This window comes from Geobacter anodireducens, from assembly GCA_001628815.1.
In the GTDB taxonomy this organism is placed as follows: Bacteria; Desulfobacterota; Desulfuromonadia; order Geobacterales; family Geobacteraceae; genus Geobacter; species Geobacter anodireducens.
In genome coordinates, this window is the sequence record CP014963.1 from 1,306,614 (window position 1) to 1,326,723 (window position 20,110).

Consider the following 20,110-nt stretch of genomic DNA (forward strand, 5'->3'; position numbering starts at 1 on the left):
GAAACAGCGCCTTGGACGAAGGCTCAGGCAGGAAAGGGAGCAGTCTGATCGACAGTATCGGCAGGTTCCTCACGGGCAGGAAACGGATCACCGAGGAGGAAATCCAGGAGATCATGGACGCCGGTGAAGAGGAAGGGATCATCAACGAAGAAGAAAACGCGATGATCCGCTCCATCTTCGAGTTGCGCGACACCATCGTCCGCGAGATCATGGTGCCGCGGACCGACATGGCGTGTGTGCCGGTGGATGCCGCGTTGGCGCATGTTCTCAATACCATCATCAGTTGCGGGCACTCCCGCATCCCGGTCTACGATGGCACCGTGGACAACATCATCGGTCTCATCTACGCCAAGGACCTCCTCAAATACTGGGGCATGAGCGAGCCCGCCATCAATCTCAAGCGGATCATGCGGGTCCCCTACTTCATTCCCGAGACTAAAAACCTCGAGGAACTGCTCCAGGAATTCAAGCGGAAGCGGGTTCACATCGCCATCGTCATCGACGAGTACGGCGGCACCTCGGGACTCGTCACCATCGAGGACCTGCTGGAGCAGATCGTGGGGGACATTCAGGACGAGTACGACCTGGAGGATGAATGGCTGGAAGAGGAGCCCGACGGCTCGATCCTGGTCGATGCCCGGCTGCCCATCGAGGAGCTGGAGGAGTATTTCGGCATCGAAGTGGAGCGGGAAAAGTTCGACACGGTGGCAGGCCTCATCTTCCATCTTACCGGGCGGATACCCATGGTGGGGGAGGAAGTCGAGAGCGACACCCTGCGCATGACCGTCCTGGAGGCCGGCGAACGCAACATCAAGAAGGTGCGGATCGCCCGCCGCGGTGACGAGGCCGGGGAGGCCCAACCGTAGTGGATTACCGCAGGTTTCACATGCCCGGCTTCAATGCCGTCCCCCGGCGCGACTACGTCATGGCTGCCCTTTCGGGCGTGCTCCTTGCCGTGTCGTTCCCCACGCCCGGCTTTTCCATCCTGGCGTGGGTGGCCCTGGTGCCGTTACTGCTCGCCTGCGGCCACAAGGCTCCCGCCACCGCGTTCCGGCTCGGCTTCACCGCGGGGCTGGTGGCCTACGCCGGCATCCTCTACTGGATCAACATCGCCGTGGTAGCCTATGGCCGCCTCCACTGGAGTGTCAGCATCGTCATCTTCCTGATGCTGGCGGGCTACCTGGCCCTTTATCCCGCCGTAACCGTCTATGTCGTCAGGCGCGGCGAAGAGCGGGGGATCACCGCGCTTCTTGCGTTTCCGGTGGTCTGGGTGGGGCTGGAGTATGTCCGATCCTTTCTGCTCACCGGTTTTCCCTGGGCCAGCCTCGGGTACTCCCAGTACCGGACCCTGCCACTCATCCAGATAGCGGACCTGACCGGCGTCTATGGCCTTTCGTTTCTCATCGCTCTGAGCAATGTGGTCCTGTACCGGATCATCCGCGGCTTCGCGGCCCGCGAACGGGCACCCTATCCGGTGAAGAGCGCGGCTATCCTGGTTCTGCTCCTGATCGCAACCCTTGCCTATGGCTTCAATCGCCTGCACCGTCCCGAGGCGGGGGCTCCTTTCTCCGTGGCCCTGATTCAGGGCAACATCGACCAGAGCGTAAAGTGGGACCCGGCGTTCCAGGAGGCGACGGTGGCGGTGTACGAGCGCCTGTCCCGCAAGGCGTGCAGCACTGGCCCCGCGGATCTGGTGGTCTGGCCCGAGAGCGCGGTGCCGTTCTATCTCCAGAACGAGGAGAAATACGCGTCCCGCATCCGGAATCTGGCGAGGGAGCTGCGCAGTTGCACGGTTGTGGGGAGCCCGGCCTTTGAGCGGGACGGCGAAACGATCCGCTACCTGAACAGCGCCTTCCTCCTGTCTCCGTGGGGGGACGTGATGGGCCGCAGCGACAAGATCCACCTGGTTCCCTTCGGCGAGTACGTGCCCATGGCGAAGTTTCTCCCCTTCGTCAACAAGATCGTGGCCGGCATCGGCGATTTCTCGCCCGGAGCCGGGATTGCCTCCCTTGAGACGGGAAAGGGGGCCATCGGGGTGCTGGTCTGCTTCGAGGGTATCTTCCCCGAACTGGCCAGGGGGTACGTGCGGGCCGGAAGCAGGATTCTGGTCAACATCACCAACGACGCCTGGTACAAGCGATCTTCCGCCCCCTACCAGCATCTCTCCATGACCGTCTTCCGCGCCGTGGAGAACCGGGTTCCCCTGGTGCGGGCCGCCAATACCGGCATCACTGCCATCATCGACAGCAAGGGGCATATTCTCAGGATGACCGGCTTGTTCGAGGAGGCAATTCTTACCGGCGAGGTGCGACTGGGAGAGGGGGGCACCATCTACAACCGTTATGGCGACGTCTTTGCCATGGCCTGCCTGGCCTGTGGCGCGCTGATAGCACTGCGTGCCCATCGCAGGGCCGGCAGCGCCTGACGGGATGTCCCGGACATTTTCCGGCACCGTGTACCGTTCCGCACCGGTGTCGCACATATTGTGGCAACAACAAGGAGTCAACGATGTTCAGAGAAGAAGTTGCACGGGTCGAAAATCTCGGGGAGCGGATCGCCAAGCTCCGGGGGTCTCTTTGACATAGACCGCAAGCGGGAAGACATTCAGGAACTGGAGGCGCAGATCGCCGCCCCCGGTTTCTGGGACAATAACGAGGAAGCCCAGAAGGTCCTGCGGGAGAGAACCCGGATCGAAAAGCTCATCGATCTGTGGGATCGTCTCAACCGCCAGACGGACGACATCCGCGTCCTCATCGAATTGGGGGAGGAAGCCCAAGACGGGGCGACGCTCGACGAAGTCCGCGCCCTCAACGACTGCCTTGAGCGCGAGGTGGATGGGGCAGAGTTTCAGCGCATGCTGTCGGGCCCCCACGACAAGAACAGTTGTTTCGTTTCCATCAATGCCGGTGCCGGCGGAACCGAGGCCCAGGACTGGGCCGAGATGCTGCTGCGGATGTACCTGCGCTACTGCGAGCGCAAGGGCTGGAAGACCGAAATCACCGACTTCCAGGCGGGAGACGAGGCAGGGGTGAAGTCAGCGACCTTTACGGTTGACGGTGAGTACGCATACGGCTATCTTAAGGCCGAGGCCGGGATTCACCGCCTTGTGCGGATTTCCCCCTTCGACAGCAACGCCCGCCGGCATACCTCCTTTGCCTCGGTGTTCGTTTTCCCCGAAATCGAGGACGACATCGAGATCAAGATCGCCGAGTCGGATCTGCGGGTCGACACCTACCGTTCCAGTGGCGCCGGCGGTCAGCACGTGAACACCACCGACTCCGCCGTCCGGCTTACTCACCTTCCCACGGGTATCGTGGTTGCCTGCCAGTGCGAGCGAAGCCAGCACCTGAACAAAGCCACGGCGCTGCGGATGCTCCGGGCGAAGCTCTACGAAAAGGAGCTCCAGGAGCGCGAAGCCCAGGCCTCCGAACTGGCCGGCGAGAAAAAGGAGATCGGCTGGGGAAGCCAGATCCGCTCCTATGTGCTCCACCCCTACAAGATGGTCAAGGACCTGCGGACCGGCGTCGAATCGGGCAACCCCGACGCGGTCCTGGACGGTGCACTGGAGGATTTCGTCGTGGCGTTCCTCATGGGGGTGCGGCGCGATGTGAAAGACTCCGACGAGTAAGGCGCGATGGTGAAAAAACTAACCCTCTTTCTCGTGTTTGTCGCAGTGGCCTTTGTGACGGCCACGGGCTGCGCCATGCCCCGGGCGGGTCTCTCCCGCGTGGGCCATGCCATCCAGGTGGGGGCCTTCTCCGACGTGAAGAACGCCGAGCGTCTTACGGCAAGGCTCCAGGTTCGCGGCATCGATGCGTTCTATTTCAAGCGTGACAACGGCCTCTATGCGGTCCGCTTCGGCGACTTCCCCTCCCGGGAGGCTGCCCGGAGGGAGGCCCGCAGGCTGGTGGCCGACGGCATGATCGGCTCCTACTTCATCGCCTCGCCGGAAAACCTGCCCGTCGCGAAGCGCGAAACGGTCATCCGCAAGGAGCCCGCCGCGACCATCGGCCGGCCGAAGCCCGACCAGCCCCGCAGCCGCCCCGACAACGACCGGGGCAACCGGGACATGGGGGCCATTGCCGCCCGCACTGCGGAGCGGTTCGTTGGCATCCCCTACCGCTGGGGCGGGGATACCGTCGTGGACGGGATGGACTGCAGCGGGTTCGTCAGGGCCGTGTACAACCTCTGCGGGGTCAACATTCCCCGAACCTCCCGCGAGCAGTTCAAGGTGGGCGACCCGGTCGGGCGCGGGGATCTGCGCGACGGCGACCTGGTCTTCTTCGGCGCCTCCGATGACAGCATCAACCACGTGGGGATCTACGTGGGTGACAACCGCTTCGTCCATGCCCCCCGCCGCGGCGACGACATCAAGGTTTCGTCCCTTGACGAGAACTATTTCACCTCCCGTTTCATGGGCGGGCGGCGCTACTTCTAATTTATCGAGGTAACCATGGCTCTGATCAAGCCGTTTCGGGCGCTTCGCCCGCCGAAGCACCTGGCCGAGAAGGTGGCCGCGCTTCCCTATGACGTCATGAACGTGGCCGAGGCCGCAGCCATGGCATCAGGCAACCCCTACAGCTTTCTCCACATCTCCCGGCCGGAGATCGATCTTCCCGCCGAGATGGATCCCTACGCCGAGCCGGTCTACGAAAAAGGCAGGGAAAACCTGCAACGGTTCACGGCCGAGGGCATCCTCGTTCAGGAACCCCGGGAGTGCTACTACGTCTACCGCCAGAAGATGGGAGCGTTCGTCCAGACGGGACTCGTGGTCTGCGCCGGCGTGGACGACTACGAGAGCGGGGTCATCAAGAAGCATGAGCTCACCCGGGCCGACAAGGAAGAGGATCGGGTAAAGCACATCGACTACCTCGACGCCAACGACGAGCCGGTCTTCTATACCTACCGCAACGATCCGGCCATTACCGCCATCGTGGCCCGGGCCGCCTCGGCCGAACCGGCCTACGATTTCACCACCGACGACGGCGTTTCCCATACCCTCTGGGTCGTGGACGACCGGGCGGTCATCGACGAACTCACCGCCCGCTTCGCCTCCATTGCAACCCTCTACGTGGCGGACGGCCATCACCGGAGCGCCGCGGCCGGGCGGGTGCGTGACCTGCGCCGCTCCGCCAACCGCGATCATACGGGTGACGAGGAGTACAACTGGTTCCTTACCGTGATCTTTCCTGACAGCGAAATGACCATCATGCCCTACAACCGGGTGGTGAAGGACCTGAACGGCCTCACCGTGGCCGAGTTCATGGCCCGGGTGGGAGAGCATTTCAGCGTCTCCCCGGAGGAAGGGCGTTCGAACCGAAAAGCAGGCACCAGTTCGGCATGTATCTGGAGGGGCGCTGGTACCAGCTTGTGCCCAAGCAGGGCTCCTTTGACGAGCATGACGCAGTGTCCCACCTGGACGTCTCCATCCTCCAGAACAACCTCCTGGGGCCGGTCCTCGGCATCCGCAATCCCCGGACCGACCAGCGGATCCATTTCGTGGGGGGCATCCGCGGCACCGGCGAACTGGAGCGCCTGGTGACAGGCGGCGAGTACCGGGTGGCCTTCTCGCTCCACCCCACGTCCATGGCTGAGCTGATGCACCTGGCCGATGTGGGCAAGATCATGCCCCCCAAGTCCACCTGGTTCGAGCCCAAGCTGAGGAGCGGGCTCTTCGTGCACCTCCTGACCTAGGAAGGCGCGTCGCGTGACCCGGGAGGCACCATGAACCGCCAGCGGCGTTTCTGGCTCTTCAAGTCCGAGCCGTCCTGTTTTTCGTTCGACGACCTCGGGAACCGTCCTGATGGCACCGAGCACTGGGATGGCGTGCGCAACTTCCAGGCCCGCAATCTTCTGCGCGACGAGATCAAGCCCGGCGACGGGGTCCTCTTCTATCACAGCAACGTCACCGAGCCGGCCGTGGTCGGCATCGCCCGGGTGGTGAGCGAGGGGTATCCCGACTGGACCGCCCTGGACCCGGCCGGCGAACATTTCGATCCCCGGGCCGGCCGGGACAACCCCATCTGGTATATGGTCGACGTCAGGTACGTGAGGCCTCTCGCGCGGCCGGTGACGCTTGCCGAACTGAAGATGCACCCGGAGGTGGCGGACATGGTCCTCTTGCAGCGGAGCCGCCTTTCAGTGCAACCGGTGACCCCGGCCCAATGGGAGTTCATCCTGAGGCTCGGCGGGATCCATGAGCCGTTCAATCAATAATCCATCTCGGAGGTATTTGGTGAGAAACGTCGAGAAAATTCTCGTACTGCTGCTGCTTCTGGTCGGTATCGTCGTGGCGGCCTGCTCGGACAGGGAAACCAAGCCGGCCGGCGAGGCGAAGCCTGCAAGCGCCGCCGGCGCCTCTGATGCCGTCACGACCGCGTCGGGGCTTTCCTACGTGGACCTTGTCGCCGGGTCCGGTGCGGCCCCCGTGGCCGGTAAACCGGTGAAGGTTCACTACACGGGCTGGCTTGAGAACGGCACGAAGTTCGACAGCTCCGTGGACCGGGGAGAGCCGTTCGTCTTCACCATCGGCGCGGGCGAGGTGATCCCGGGATGGGACGAGGGGGTCATGTCCATGAAGGTCGGCGGCAAACGCCGTCTCATCGTGCCTCCCCAACTCGGGTACGGTGCCGCCGGAGCCGGCGGGGTGATCCCGCCGAACGCCACGCTGATTTTCGAGGTGGAACTGCTCGACGTTGCCTCGTGATAGCGTGCCATGCCAGGGAGGGCGGATGCGACTCGCGCTGTATGTAATCGGTATTCTGCTGGCTGCCGTGCCGGCCATGGCCGGCAGCACCATCACCTACTATCTGGACGGGGCCCGGGTTTCGGGTGAAATAACCACTGTCAGGGGTACGGTGGAAGTCCCGCTACCTTCGACCTACATCCCCGGATCCCTCCGGGTGAGTCCTACCGGTCGCGCCGGCGTGGTCCGCGTGGACGTGGAGCCTCTCCGGCCCGCTGCCGGCGCCGGCAGCGGGATCGCTCGCCTGATCGAACGGCGCAAGGGCCTAGAGGACCGGCTCAGAGCCATCGAAGCGCGGGAAGAGATATTCAAGGCGGCGGCAAAATCGCAAAGCAGCAAGGCGCCGCGAAAGACCAAGGGCAACCCTGAACCCCTCATGTCGGTCAGGAAGGGGACCGAGTACGCCCTGGCGCAGTTGGAGGAGGTCTATCGGGCCCGCCGGCAGACCGAGGAAGGGATCAGGTCGGTGGATGACCGGCTGAAGGCCCTCAAGGCTTCGGAGCCCCCCGGCGGCAGCGTGGCCCGGCTCCGGCTCGCCGGAAAGGGCGGCGTCCGTTACAGCTATCTGGTGAAGGGAAACGGCTGGACCCCCTTTTACGACTTCAGGTTCAACGGCACGGATTCGGTGGAGGTGACGCTTCGGGCCGTTCTCCCGCGGGGCGCCGGGAAAGGGAGCGTCATCCCCCTGTCCATGGCGGATGCGGCCAACGGTGCCACGCCGCTCCCTGCGCCGGAGGACTTCGCTGTCGTGGATCGTCACGTTTTCCCCGTCGAGCGGGTGGAGGACCTTGCCTCGCTCCAGGGAGGCACGGTCTTTTCCTTTCGCAATGCCTCCGCCGCCAGGCTCGTGCCGGGGGAAGGGGCCTGCTTCCGCAAGGGCGAGTATCTCGGCCCGGTGACGTTCGAGGGGGTGTCTCCCGGCGGTCTGTACGAAATCGTGGCCGGCAGATAGGGCACCCGGCACGTAGGTTCCGGAGCAGGATAAGAGTAACGTATCCATGACCAATCACCAGCAGGGGAGAAGACAATGAAGAATATCACCAGCTTTCGCATGGCCGCCGTGCTTGCATCCTGTACGCTCCTTTCCGCCTGCGCCGACGGGGACCTGCCCTTCGCGGACTCCACCAGCATCTCGTCGCCGGCCTATTCCCACAGCGTCGCGTTCCAGAACATGACGACCCTTGCGGTGTGGGGGAATAACGAGTCCGGCCAGCTCGGTGACGGTACAACCACCTCTGCTGCCACCCCCAAGCGGTTCCGGCTCGGCTTTGCCACCTACTCCAGCGGGGTTGCCACCGGAGCCTCCCATACCCTCGCCATCGCGCGGTTCGACAACGTGAGCGGGGTCAGGGCGTGGGGCAGCAATTCGGCCGGCCAGATCGGCCACGATCCCGCAACGGTCCCGACCAGTGCCACGCCGGTGAAGATCGGCGGCTTCGGCGGTGCTGTTCAGCAGGTGGCGGCCGGCGGACTCCATTCCCTGGCTCTGGCCGGGGGCACGGTCTGGGCGTGGGGCAGCAATGGCGCGGGCCAACTGGCCCTGAATCCGATCTCTTCCGCCACCCGCTTCGCCCCCAGGCAGGTGGAGGCGGCAAAGCTCCCCATTACTCCGACCGCCATCGTTGCCGGCGGCAGTCACAGCATCGCTTATACCAGCACCGAAGCCTATGCCTGGGGCAACAACGCCAGCGGCCAACTGGGCAACGGAACCACCCTGAGCAGCCACATGCCTCAAAAAGTCCAGCTTCCCTCCTCCATAACGATCCGCAAGATTTCCGCGGGCGGCAGCCACAACCTGGCCCTGGATTCTACCGGCAAGATCTGGGCCTGGGGGAACAATGCCTATGGTCAGCTCGGCAACGGCACCACCACCAACCAGAGCACCCCTGTCCAGTTGACGCCGCCCGCCGGCATTACCGGATTTATCGACGTGTGTGCCGGCCCGTCCCATTCGGTGGCCGTGGCGAACGACTTCACGGTATACGCCTGGGGATTCAATACCCTCGGTCTTCTGTCCGTCGGGACCACCGGGGACCAACTGAGCCCCGCCCAGGTGCGTGATGCATCGAACGCCCCCCTTAGCGATGTGGAGCGGGTGGTGCTCCTCGGGTCGTTCTTTACGATCGTCAAGAAACATGGGCCAGGAGGCTTGTGGTCCTGGGGGTACAACGGCTACGGCCAGCTCGGCGACGGCACGACCAGTAACCGGACCGTGCCGGTGCAGGTGCACCTCCCCTGACCCTGCCTTCAACTATTTGAATATGCAAGCTAAATTGACGGGGTGCGCTCTGTTCGCACCCCGTTTTTCCTTGACTTGGCATGCTCCTTTGGCTAAGTTAACGATTTGTTAAACGGGCCGGAAAACGGCTGCGAGAAAGGGACTGTACGAGCAATGGAAGAGTTGAGTGAGCTGTTGCTCCAGAGACGGCGCAAGGTCGACGCCCTCTGGGAAGCGGGGATCAATCCCTACCCGAATGACTTCAAGCCCCACCATACGTCTGCCGATTTCAGGGAGACCTATGGCACTGTGGATACCATTGAGGATGATCCCCGCAGTTTTACCGTTGCGGGCCGCATCATCGCGCGCCGCTCCTTCGGCAAGGCCGCGTTCATCCAGATCCAGGACCGGAAGGGCCGGATGCAGGTCTACGTACGCAAGGATACGGTGGGCGACGATGCGTTCGATGCGTTCGAAACCTTCGATATCGGCGACATCGTCGGCGTCGGCGGCACCCCGTTCCGGACCAAGACCGGCGAGCTCACCCTCAACGCCACATTCATCCGGCTCCTGACCAAGTCGCTCCAGCCGCTTCCCGAGAAGTTCCACGGCCTCACGGACGTGGAGACGCGCTATCGCCAGCGCTACGTGGACCTCATCGTGAACCCCGAAGTGCGCGAGGTGTTCGTCAAGCGGTCCCGCATCGTCAATCTCATCCGCGAATTCATGGTGCGCAAGGATTTCCTCGAGGTGGAAACGCCCATGATGCAGCCGATCCCCGGCGGCGCCACGGCACGTCCCTTCGTGACCCACCACAATGCCCTCGATATGCAGCTTTTTCTCCGGATCGCGCCGGAGTTGTACCTGAAGCGGCTCGTGGTCGGCGGCTTCGAGCGGGTCTTCGAGATCAACCGCAACTTCCGCAACGAGGGGATTTCGGTGCGCCACAACCCCGAGTTCACCATGATGGAGTTCTATCAGGCCTATGCCACCTTTGAAGACCTGATGGATTTCACGGAGGAACTCCTCTGTCATGTGGCGCAGGACGTGCTGGGGACCCTCGACTTCACCTACCAGGAGATGCCGATCAGCTTCCAGCGCCCCTGGAAGCGGCTCACCGTTGTCGAGGCGATTCTGGAATATGGCGACATCGACGCCAAGTCCCTGGCGGACCGGGATCTGGCCTACGCCTACGCCCAGCGGCTGGGGCTCGACCTGCCCGCCGACGTGGGGTACGGCAAGCTCATTACCGAGATTTTCGAGGAAGTGGCGGAAGCAAAGCTGATCCAGCCGACCTTCATTACCGCCTACCCCACCGAGGTGTCACCCCTTTCCCGCAAGAGCGACAAGGACCCGGAGATCGTGGACCGGTTCGAGCTGTTCATTGCCGGCCGCGAGATGGCCAACGCCTTTTCCGAGCTGAACGATCCCGTGGACCAGAAGGAGCGGTTCCTCGCCCAGGTGGCGGCCAAGGCCAAGGGCGACGACGAGGCCCACTACATGGACGAGGATTACATCCGCGCCCTGGAGTTTGGCCTTCCCCCCACCGCGGGGGAGGGGATCGGCATCGACCGGCTCGTGATGCTGCTGACCGATTCACCTTCGATTCGTGACGTCATTCTCTTCCCGCAACTGCGCAAGGAGAAATAACGGGACTCAGGACTGGGTACTCGGGACCAGTAACCACGATTGTCATGACCAGTCCCGAGTCCCGAGTCCCCAGTCCCGAGGTTCATAGATGCCCTACGAGCTTTTTATCGGTCTCCGCTATCTGAAGGCCAAGCGGAAGTCGACCTTCATATCGATCATCACCTTTATTTCCACCGCAGGCGTTGCCCTGGGGGTGCTCGCGCTCATCGTGGTTCTGGCGGTGATGACCGGCTTCGAAGAGGATCTCAAGGAAAAGATCCTCGGCACCAATGCCCACATCGTGGTGCTGAAATCGAGCGGCGGCATCGAGGACTATCACGCCATGATGGAGCGGCTAAGTGCCGTCAAAGGGGTTAAGGCCGTCACCCCGTTCATCTACAGTCAGGTGATGCTTTCCTCGGGCGGCAACGTTTCCGGCGTGGTGCTCAGGGGGATCGATCCCGCCACCGACCCCCAGGTCACCAACCTCTCACGCTCCCTCGTCGACGGCAAGCTGACCGATCTCACTGCAGTCCCGGCCCCCCTTGCCTCGGCCGAGCCGGCCCGGCCCGGCATCATCATCGGCAAGGAACTGGCGCGCTCCCTCAACCTGTACGTGGGCGACACCCTGAACGTCATCTCTCCGCTCGGCAACATCACCCCCCTCGGCATGGTTCCCAAGATGAAGCAGTTCCGGGTGGTGGGGCTCTTCAACACCGGCATGTTCGAGTACGATTCGACCCTGGCCTACGTGGGGCTCGGCGAGGCCCAGGAGTTTCTTTCGATGGGAAACATGGTCACCGGCATCCAGCTCCGGGTGGCCGATGTCTACCACACGGGAGAGATGGTGCGGGAGATCAACCGCGACCTCGGATTCCCTTACTATGCCCGGGATTGGATGCAGATGAACAAGAACATTCTTTTTGCCTTGAAGACCGAAAAGATGGTAATGTTCATCATTCTGACCCTGATCGTCCTGGTGGCCGCTTTCGGCATTGCCTCGACCCTCTTCATGGTGGTCATGGAGAAGACCAAGGACATCGCCATTCTCAAATCCATGGGGGCGCCAGGGCGGAGCATCATGAAAATTTTCGTTCTCGAAGGCTCATCATCGGCATCTCCGGGACGGTCATCGGCGTTGTCGGCGGACTTCTGGTGGCGTTGAACCTGGAGCCCATCGTGGGGTTCATCCAGCGGGTCACCGGTTTCGAGCTGTTCAGCAAGGACGTTTACTACCTGGATCATTTCCCGTCCCAGGTCGTGCCGTCCGATGTGCTGCTCATCTCGGTGACGGCCGTGGTTATCTCCCTGGTGGCGACCCTCTACCCGTCCTGGCAGGCATCGCGCCTCCCCCCGGCCGAGGCGTTGCGCTATGAGTAGCCTCATCGAGGTTGTGGACCTCTGCAAGACCTACGGCGCCGGAGACACCCGCGTCGATGTGCTCAGGGGGGTCAATCTGGCGGTTGCCGAAGGGGAAACCATTGCCCTGGTGGGGGCATCGGGGGCCGGCAAGAGCACCCTGCTCCATCTTATGGGGACCTTGGACCGGCCGTCGTCGGGGTCGGTGCTGTTCGGCGGCGAGGATGTCTTCCGGAAGAGCGACATGGACCTGGCCGCCTTCCGCAACCGCTCCATCGGCTTCGTGTTTCAGTTTCATCATCTGCTGCCTGAGTTCACGGCAGAGGAAAACGTCATGATGCCGGCCCTGATCGGCGGCATGAAGCGATCCGCGGCGCTTGTCCCGGCCCGGGAGCTGCTTTCGGAGGTCGGCCTTGCCCACCGGCTCACCCACAAGCCGGGGGAGCTGTCCGGCGGGGAGCAGCAGCGGGTGGCCATCGCGCGGGCTCTGGTCCTGTCGCCCCGGCTCCTGCTGGCCGATGAGCCGACCGGCAACCTGGACATGAAGACCAGCGACGAGGTTCATGAAACGCTTTCCGAAATCAACCGGAAACGGGGCCTGACCCTGGTGGTCGTGACCCACAACGAGCGGCTCGCTTCCCGCATGGGGCGGACTGTCCGGCTGGTGGACGGCCGCATCGAGGAGTAGCACCCTTTCGTCTCAACAGGCAGCACGTAGGGCAGCGCAGTTAAAATCCACATTTCCGGGGTAGCGGTGCGACGGCTACAAGCGACTTCACTAGGAATCATTGCCGCAGTGGTGCTGAACGTTCAGGGCGTTCGGGCCGAGGGTGAGAAAATCATCGATGTCCGGGTCAACGGGAACCGGCGGGTCGAGACGGCTGCCATAACCAATGCTCTTTCGCTCAAGACGGGCGATCTGCTCTACGCCGAAAAGGTGGATGCCGATGTGCGGGCTGTTTACAAGCTCGGGCAGTTCATCGACGTGCGGGCAGAGACCGAGCAGGGCGACGGCGGAGTGGTCCTGGTCTATACGGTGCAGGAGAAGCCCATTATCCGCGAGATCAGGATCGAGGGTAACAAGGAGCTTTCCACCGACAAGGTGCGGGACGCCCTGGGACTCAAGGCGAACTCCATCTTTTCCCAGAAGGAGTTGACCCTGGCTGGCAAGCGGGTCAAGAAACTCTACGGGGACGAGGGCTATTACCTGGCCGAGGTCACCACCCGGAGCGAGAAGCGTTCCGACACCGACGTGCGGGTGATTGTCTCGGTTGCCGAAGGGGAAAAGGTCCTGATCAAGTCGATCCGCTTCGAAGGAAACAAGGCGTTCAGCGCAAGCAAGGTTCGCGGGGTCATGGAAACCAAGGAAAAGTGGTTCCTGTCCTGGCTTACCGGTGCCGGCACCTATAAAGATGAAGTGGTGAAGAACGATGTGAACCTCATCGCCGATCTCTACTTCAACAACGGCTACGTCAACGTCAAGGTCGGCGAGCCCCAGGTGACGCTCAACGAGGACAAAAGCGGCCTCATCGTGACCATCGGCATCACCGAGGGGGACCAGTTCAGGACCGGAAGCATCGGCTTCAAGGGGGATCTGCTGGAAAAGGAAGAGGACCTCGCCAAGGGGCTCAGGCTCAAGTCGGGGGACATCTTCAGCCGGGCGAATCTCCGCACCGACGTTATGGCGCTCACCGATCTCTATGCGGACAAGGGGTTCGCCTTTGCCAACGTGACGCCGCTCACCAAGGTGAACCCGGAGACGAAGACCGTGGACCTGACCTTCGAGTTCGAGAAGGGGGACAAGGTTTTTTTCGATCGGATCAACGTCAGCGGCAACACCAAGACCCGCGACAAGGTCATTCGCCGCGAGCTGAAAGTGGCCGAGGGCGAAACCTACAGCAGCACCGGCCTCAAGCAGAGCAAGCAGCGCCTCATGAACCTGGGGTTCTTTGAGGAAGCGGCAATCTCCACGGTCAAGGGGAGCTCCGAGAACAAGCTGGACGTGAACATCGAGGTGAAGGAGAAGCCCACCGGTACCTTCAGCATCGGTGCCGGCTACAGTTCCCTGGACGGCCTTATCGGCCAGGGCTCCGTTTCCCAGGGCAACTTCCTCGGTTTGGGCCTCAGGGCCAACCTGGCCGCCTCCATCGGCGGCAAGTCGTCCACGTTCAACCTGGGTCTCACCGACCCCTATTTCCTCGATACCCGCTGGACCCTGGGGGGCGACCTCTACCGGACCGAGCGCGACTACCTCGACTTCACCCGCCGGGCAACGGGCGGCGACATCAAGGCGGGGTATCCCCTGAGCGACACCATGAGGACCCTGTGGGTCTACAAGTATGAACAGAAGGAAATCTTCGACATCTCACCGGCCCTGCGGGTCGTGCCCGAGACCGACTCCACCACCAGCTCCATTTACGTGAGCCTGACCAGGGACACCACCGACTACCGTCTCGACCCCACCCGCGGCATGGTCAACAACCTCTCGGTCGAGTTTGCCGGACTCGGCGGCACAAACCGGTTCCTCCGCTACTACGGCGACACCTCGGTCTTTTTCCCGACCGGCTTCGGGACGGTGCTGAGCCTGCGGGGCACCCTCGGCTACATCCAAGGGCTCGGGGGCAAGGACATTTCCATCGACGAGCGCTTCTTCGCCGGCGGCATCAATACGCTGCGGGGATTTGAGGGCCGAAGCGTGAGCCCGTCCATTATCACCTACGTGCCGACCACCGACCCGCTGACCGGCCTCCCCACGACAAACCCCGAACGGGCCTTTGTCGGCGGCGACAAGGAGGCGATCCTTAACGTGGAATACACGATTCCGCTGCTCAAGGATGCGGGCCTCAAGGGGGTCCTCTTCTTTGATGCGGGCAATGTGTACGGCGAGAACCAGGATATGTTCTCCAGTGTCCTGATGAGCTACGGCGCCGGTATCCGGTGGGTGTCCCCCATGGGTCCGCTGCGGCTTGAGTACGGCATTCCGCTCAACCCCCGCGACGGCATCGACAAATCGAGCGGGCGGTTCGAATTTTCAATCGGGAGCTTTTTCTAGAGATCTCGGGTTTCAGAGCACCAGCTAAAGGAGAAACAATGAAAAGAATCATTGCAGCCACTGTCGTTACGTTGTCGCTCATGGCCGCCTCCGCTTTCGGGGCGGAAGGGGGCAAACTCGGCTTCATCGACATGCAGAAGGCCCTCAACCTCTCCGAAGCGGGCAAGGAGGCCAAGGAGCAGCTTGCCGCAAAGGTGAAGAAGTACCAGGACGAAATCAACCTCAAGCAGGATGAACTCAAAAAACTGAAGGACGACCTGGAAAAGCAGAGCGTGCTCCTGTCCGATTCGGCGCGTAGCGCCAAGGAAAAGGACTACCAGCAGAAGCTCAAGGAGTTCCAGCGGTTCACCAAGGATGCCCAGGACGAGCTCCAGGCCAAGGACGAGGAGTTCACCAAGCGGATCATCGAGGAGCTCGAGCGGGTCATTCAGGATTTCGGCCGCAAGAGCGGCTACACGATCATCTTCGTGAAGAACGAAAGCATGATCTTCGCCGATGATAAGGCCGACCTGACCGATGACGTTCTGAAGATTTTCAACTCCTCCCGGAAGAAATAAGATGACCGTGCGCAAGACGCTACAGGAACTGGCAGACTACCTGGGTGGAACGCTGGCCGGCGACGGCTCCCGGGAGATCGTCGGCGTGGCGAGCCTCGACGATGCCACTGACAGTCAGATCACGTTTCTCGCCAATCCCCGCTATGCGCCGAAGGTTGCCTCCACCAGGCAGGGGCGGTCATTCTGCCGCCCGGCGCCGAACGGCACGGCCACAACGCCATCGTGGTTTCCAATCCCTATCTGGCGTTCGCCCGGCTGCTGACCCTTTTCTACGTGGCTCCCCGCGCGGCCCGCGGGGTGATGGCCGGAGCCCATGTCGGCCGGGGCGTGAAACTCGGCTCGGAGATAACGATCCACCGGGTGCGGTGGTCGGCGATAACGTGACCATCGGCGACCGGGTGACGCTCCATCCGGGAGCGGTGCTCTACGAGGGGGTCACTGTCGGCGACGACGTCACGCTCCATGCCAATGTCACGGTCTATCAGGGGTGCCGCATCGGCAACCGGGTGACGATCCACGGTGGGACCGTCATCGGTTCCGACGGCTTCGGCTACGCGCCCGACGGCGACGGCTGGTACAAGATCCCCCAACTGGGCAACGTGGTGATCGAGGATGACGTGGAAATCGGCGCCAACGCCGCCATCGACCGTGCCGCCCTTGCTTCCACCGTTATCGGCAAAGGGACCAAGATCGACAACCTCGTCATGATCGCCCACAACTGCGTCATTGGCGAGAACTGCATGATCGTCTCCCAGGTGGGCATTTCGGGGAGCACCAAGCTCGGCAGACGGGTGACGCTCGGCGGGCAGGTGGGAGTGGCCGGGCACCTTGAGATCGGCGATAATGCCATGGTTGGCGCCAAGTCGGGTGTTCCCGGCAACGTGCCGTCGGGCACCATCGTGAGCGGCATTCCCGCCTTTGATCACCGGGAGTGGCTCCGTGCCTCGGCGGTTGTGCCGAAACTCCCTGAAATGAAGCGGGCTGTGGCTGCCCTGGAAAAACGGCTCCGCGAGCTCGAGGAGAAGCTGGAATCCGCAGGCTAGCCGGCTCCGCACCGGTTTGTTTCTTTCATTTCGGTCGTGTAATCGAGAAAACGCGACTGTCCTCCGGGCGGTCCGTTTTTCTCTTTTGAGGAGCGTGAACATGGAAACAGTCTTTGATATCAACGAAATCATGAAGATTCTCCCCCACCGCTACCCCTTCCTCCTGGTGGATCGGATCGTGGAGTACGTTGCCGGCGAGCGGATCGTGGGGATCAAGAACGTCAGCATCAACGAGCCGTTTTTCCAAGGCCACTTTCCTGGACATCCGGTGATGCCGGGAGTCCTGATCGTTGAGGCCATGGCCCAGGTGGGGGGAATCTACGCCTATGTGACCTTGGGTGACGAGGTTCGCGACAAGGTCTGCTACTTCGCCTCCATCGACAACGTCAAGTTCCGCAAGCCGGTGGTGCCGGGAGACCAACTGCGGATCGAAGTGACGATCTCCGGTTGCAAGCGGGGTATCTGGTGCTTCAGTGCCAGGGCCACCGTGAACGGCAAGCTGGTCACCGAGGCGGAGCTCAAGGCGACCTTTGCCGACAAGGAAAAGCTCTAAATGATTCATCCTACGGCAATCGTGCATCCCGGGGCGGAAATCGCCGAGGGTGTAGAAATCGGCCCCTATGTCATTATCGGGGAGCACGTTCGTATCGGACGGGGCACAACCGTTGGACCCCACACCGTCATTGACGGCTGGACCGAGATCGGCGAGGACAACCGGATATTCAATATGGCCTCGGTGGGCGGCATTCCCCAGGACCTGAAGTACCGGGGAGAGGAAACCTGGCTGCGGATCGGCAACCGTAACGTCATTCGCGAGTTCACGACGCTCCAGCCCGGGACGGTCACCGGCATCGGCGAAACGGTAATCGGTGACGACAACCTGTTCATGGCCTACTGTCATGCGGCCCATGACTGTGTGATCGGCAATCGGGTCATCATGGCCAACGGATCGACACTGGCCGGCCATGTGGTTGTCGAGGATTTCGCCATCCTCGGCGGGCTTTCGGCGGTTCATCAGTTCGTCAGGGTGGGCGAGAGCGCCATGCTTTCCGGAGGAGCCATGGTTGTGCAGGATGTGCTGCCGTTCACCATCGCCAGCGGCAACCGGGCGATTTCTTCCGGTCTCAACACGGTGGGGCTCCGACGGCGCGGCTTCTCCGAGGAGCTCGTTGGCCGGATCAAGAAAGCCTACCGGCTCGTGATCCGGTCCGGCCTCAAGCTGGAGGAGGCGTTGCGCCGCATCCGCGAGGAAATCCCTCCCTCGCAGGAGATCGATCACTTTGTTACTTTTGCCGAGAAATCGGAAAGGGGACTCTGCAGATGACGGACAAACTACGGACAGCGGTTATCGGCGTCGGTTACCTGGGACAGTTTCACGCGGAAAAGTATGCCCAGCTTCCTGATTCCGAGCTGGTGGCGGTGGTCGACACCGACATGAACCGGGCCGCAGAGGTGGCGGCCAAGGTCGGTGCCAGCCCCTGCGCCGATTACCGTGAGCTGTTGGACCGGGTCGACGCCGTGAGCATTGTGGTGCCGACTCAGTACCATTTCGAGGTGGCGCGGGCGTTTCTGGACCGTGGTGTCCACGTGCTGCTGGAAAAACCGATTACCACCACCATCGAGGAAGCGGATGAGCTGATCCGCATTGCCGATGAGCGGAAGGCGGTGTTCCAGGTGGGTCACCTTGAGCGCTTCAATCCGGTGGTCATGGCCCTTGACGAGCTGCTGACCGGGCCGCGCTTCATCGAATCGCTGCGGATCGCGCCGTTCAAGCCCCGGGGGACCGATGTGAACGTGGTGCTCGACCTCATGATCCACGACATCGACATCATCCAGCACATCATCGATTCGCCCGTGAAGCAGGTCAATTCCATCGGCGCGCCGGTCTTCACCGACGAGGAAGATATTGCCAATGCCCGGATCCAGTTCGAGAACGGCTGTGTGGCCAACGTCACCGCCAGCCGGATCAGCCTGAAGAGCGAGCGCAAGATGCGGATCTTCCAGGCCGACTCCTACATTACGGTCGACTTCCAGAATAAATCCCTGGCAGTCTTCCGCAAGGGGAGCGGCGAGATGTTCCCCGGCGTACCGAACGTGGCCATGGACCAGAAGACGTTCGAGCAGGGCGATGCCCTGAAGAGCGAGATCGCCTCGTTCCTGGAGTGCATCAGGACCGGGGCGACCCCGGTGGTGAGCGGCCGGGACGGCAAGCGGGCGCTGGAGACGGCGCTCATGATCACGAAACAACTGTAGACGCGTTGAAGCGTTAACGGATTGATACGTTTGATCTGATGGTCAAACACCACGTCCGCGTTTCAATGCTGTCGGTATCCAAGGAGGAAGACAATGATTCCAATGGTAGACCTCAAGGTCCAGTACCTGAAGCTTAAAGACGAGATCGACCGGGGCATTCTGGAGGCCCTGGAGAAGACCCAGTTCATCCTCGGTCCCAATGTGAGCGCCTTCGAGGAGGAGGCTGCGGCGTACCTGGGCGTGAAGCACGCCATCGGGGTGGCCTCCGGCACCGACGCCTTAGCACGCCATCGGGGTGGCCTCCGGCACCGACGCCCTTCACCTTGCCCTGCCGCGGCCGGCATCAAGGAGGGAGACGAGGTGATCACCTCCCCCTTCACCTTCATCGCCACGGCCGAGGCCATCCGCTACGTGGGGGCGACGCCGGTCTTCGTCGACATCGACCCGCGCACCTACAATATCGATCCTGCAGCCATCGAGGCGGCCATCACGCCCAGGACCCGCGCCGTGCTGCCGGTCCACCTGTTCGGCCAGCCCGCCGACATGGGGGCCATCGAGGCGATCTGCGCCAGGCACGGTCTCCTCCTGGTCGAGGATTGCGCCCAGTCCTTCGGCGCCGCCGCGGCCGGCCGGATGACCGGTTCCATCGGCGCTCTGGGGGCCTTCAGCTTCTTCCCCAGCAAGAACCTTGGGTGCTACGGCGACGGGGGCCTCGTGACCGCCTCCTGCTCCGAAACGGCCGAGATGGTCAAGGTGCTCCGCAACCACGGGAGCAAGGTCCGCTACCACCATTCGGTCATCGGCTACAACAGCCGTCTTGACGAGATCCAGGCCGTGATCCTGCGGGCCAAGCTCAAGCATATCGACGAGTACAACCAGGGGCGGCGCCGGGTGGCTCACCTCTACTCGGAACTGCTGGCCGGCACCGGCATCGTCACCCCTTACGAGGACGGCAAGGGCGTTCACGTCTATCACCAGTACACCCTGCTCACCGAGCGGCGCGACGACATCATGAAGGCCCTGACCGGCGCGGGCATCGCCTCCGCCATTTACTATCCCATCCCGCTGCACAAGCAGGATGTCTTTGCCGCACAGTACGCCGGCCTGACCCTGCCGGTGACCGAGGATGCGGCGGCCCGCTGCATGTCGCTCCCCATCTTCCCCGAGATGACCGAGGAGCAGGTGCGCGAGGTGGTCGGGGTCATCAAGAGCGCGCTCTAGCTGCGACACCTGCCACGACACTGAACACGGAGA

General features: G+C 62.5%; 16 protein-coding genes and 3 pseudogenes. All 19 read left to right on the forward strand.

Annotated elements, in window-relative coordinates; genetic code table 11:
• Positions 1–11 precede the first annotated feature (11 nt).
• The 19 genes and pseudogenes from A2G06_05935 (at position 12) to A2G06_06025 (ending at position 20,077) form a co-directional block, all read left to right on the forward strand.
• Positions 12–866, forward strand: coding sequence for a hypothetical protein (locus A2G06_05935; GenBank protein ID ANA39939.1), 855 nt, complete (start codon positions 12–14; stop codon positions 864–866).
• Complete coding sequence (locus A2G06_05940; protein ANA39940.1) at positions 866–2,425, forward strand: apolipoprotein N-acyltransferase; 1,560 nt, start codon at positions 866–868, stop codon at positions 2,423–2,425. Before A2G06_05935 ends, A2G06_05940 begins: the two co-directional genes overlap by 1 nt.
• A 186-nt stretch (positions 2,426–2,611) precedes the next feature.
• On the forward strand, positions 2,612–3,628 hold the full coding sequence (locus A2G06_05945) for a peptide chain release factor 2 (protein ANA41608.1): 1,017 nt from the start codon (positions 2,612–2,614) through the stop codon (positions 3,626–3,628).
• 6 nt (positions 3,629–3,634) lie between these two features.
• Positions 3,635–4,438 (forward strand): peptidoglycan-binding protein, encoded by an 804-nt coding sequence (locus tag A2G06_05950; GenBank protein ANA39941.1) that lies wholly within the window; start codon positions 3,635–3,637, stop codon positions 4,436–4,438.
• Positions 4,439–4,453: 15 nt separating this feature from the next.
• Positions 4,454–5,694, forward strand: a pseudogene (locus tag A2G06_05955) (hypothetical protein).
• A 30-nt stretch (positions 5,695–5,724) separates the two neighbouring features.
• Positions 5,725–6,216, forward strand: coding sequence for an EVE domain-containing protein (locus tag A2G06_05960; protein ID ANA39942.1), 492 nt, complete (start codon positions 5,725–5,727; stop codon positions 6,214–6,216).
• A 19-nt stretch (positions 6,217–6,235) separates the two neighbouring features.
• Positions 6,236–6,706, forward strand: coding sequence for a peptidylprolyl isomerase (locus A2G06_05965; protein ANA39943.1), 471 nt, complete (start codon positions 6,236–6,238; stop codon positions 6,704–6,706).
• Positions 6,707–6,731: 25 nt separating this feature from the next.
• Positions 6,732–7,697: a hypothetical protein gene (locus tag A2G06_05970; GenBank protein ID ANA39944.1), complete on the forward strand. Its 966-nt coding sequence runs from the start codon at positions 6,732–6,734 to the stop codon at positions 7,695–7,697.
• A 75-nt stretch (positions 7,698–7,772) separates the two neighbouring features.
• On the forward strand, positions 7,773–8,984 hold the full coding sequence (locus tag A2G06_05975; GenBank protein ANA39945.1) for a hypothetical protein: 1,212 nt from the start codon (positions 7,773–7,775) through the stop codon (positions 8,982–8,984).
• 153 nt (positions 8,985–9,137) lie between these two features.
• Positions 9,138–10,613, forward strand: a complete 1,476-nt coding sequence (gene lysS, locus A2G06_05980; GenBank protein ID ANA39946.1) for a lysine--tRNA ligase — start codon at positions 9,138–9,140, stop codon at positions 10,611–10,613.
• Positions 10,614–10,701: 88 nt separating this feature from the next.
• A pseudogene (locus A2G06_05985) lies at positions 10,702–11,972 on the forward strand (ABC transporter permease).
• On the forward strand, positions 11,965–12,639 hold the full coding sequence (locus tag A2G06_05990) for an ABC transporter ATP-binding protein (GenBank protein ID ANA39947.1): 675 nt from the start codon (positions 11,965–11,967) through the stop codon (positions 12,637–12,639). Before A2G06_05985 ends, A2G06_05990 begins: the two are co-directional and overlap by 8 nt.
• A 66-nt stretch (positions 12,640–12,705) precedes the next feature.
• Complete coding sequence (locus A2G06_05995; protein ID ANA39948.1) at positions 12,706–15,003, forward strand: outer membrane protein assembly factor BamA; 2,298 nt, start codon at positions 12,706–12,708, stop codon at positions 15,001–15,003.
• Between the two features lie 38 nt (positions 15,004–15,041).
• The gene (locus A2G06_06000; GenBank protein ANA39949.1) at positions 15,042–15,560 is read left to right on the forward strand and encodes a hypothetical protein; all 519 of its coding nucleotides are present in this window, start codon (positions 15,042–15,044) and stop codon (positions 15,558–15,560) included.
• A 1-nt stretch (position 15,561) separates the two neighbouring features.
• Positions 15,562–16,603, forward strand: a pseudogene (locus tag A2G06_06005) (UDP-3-O-(3-hydroxymyristoyl)glucosamine N-acyltransferase).
• 100 nt (positions 16,604–16,703) lie between these two features.
• Positions 16,704–17,156 carry a 3-hydroxyacyl-[acyl-carrier-protein] dehydratase FabZ gene (locus A2G06_06010; protein ID ANA39950.1) on the forward strand — a complete coding sequence of 151 codons (453 nt, stop codon included), beginning with the start codon at positions 16,704–16,706 and terminating at the stop codon, positions 17,154–17,156.
• Positions 17,157–17,927, forward strand: a complete 771-nt coding sequence (locus A2G06_06015) for an acyl-[acyl-carrier-protein]--UDP-N-acetylglucosamine O-acyltransferase (protein ID ANA39951.1) — start codon at positions 17,157–17,159, stop codon at positions 17,925–17,927.
• On the forward strand, positions 17,924–18,856 hold the full coding sequence (locus tag A2G06_06020) for a UDP-N-acetyl-D-glucosamine dehydrogenase (GenBank protein ID ANA39952.1): 933 nt from the start codon (positions 17,924–17,926) through the stop codon (positions 18,854–18,856). The genes A2G06_06015 and A2G06_06020 overlap by 4 nt, the downstream gene beginning before the upstream one ends.
• 93 nt (positions 18,857–18,949) lie before the next feature.
• A complete protein-coding gene (locus A2G06_06025) occupies positions 18,950–20,077 on the forward strand; it encodes an erythromycin biosynthesis sensory transduction protein eryC1 (protein ANA39953.1) in 1,128 nt (375 codons plus the stop codon).
• Positions 20,078–20,110: the final 33 nt, after the last annotated feature.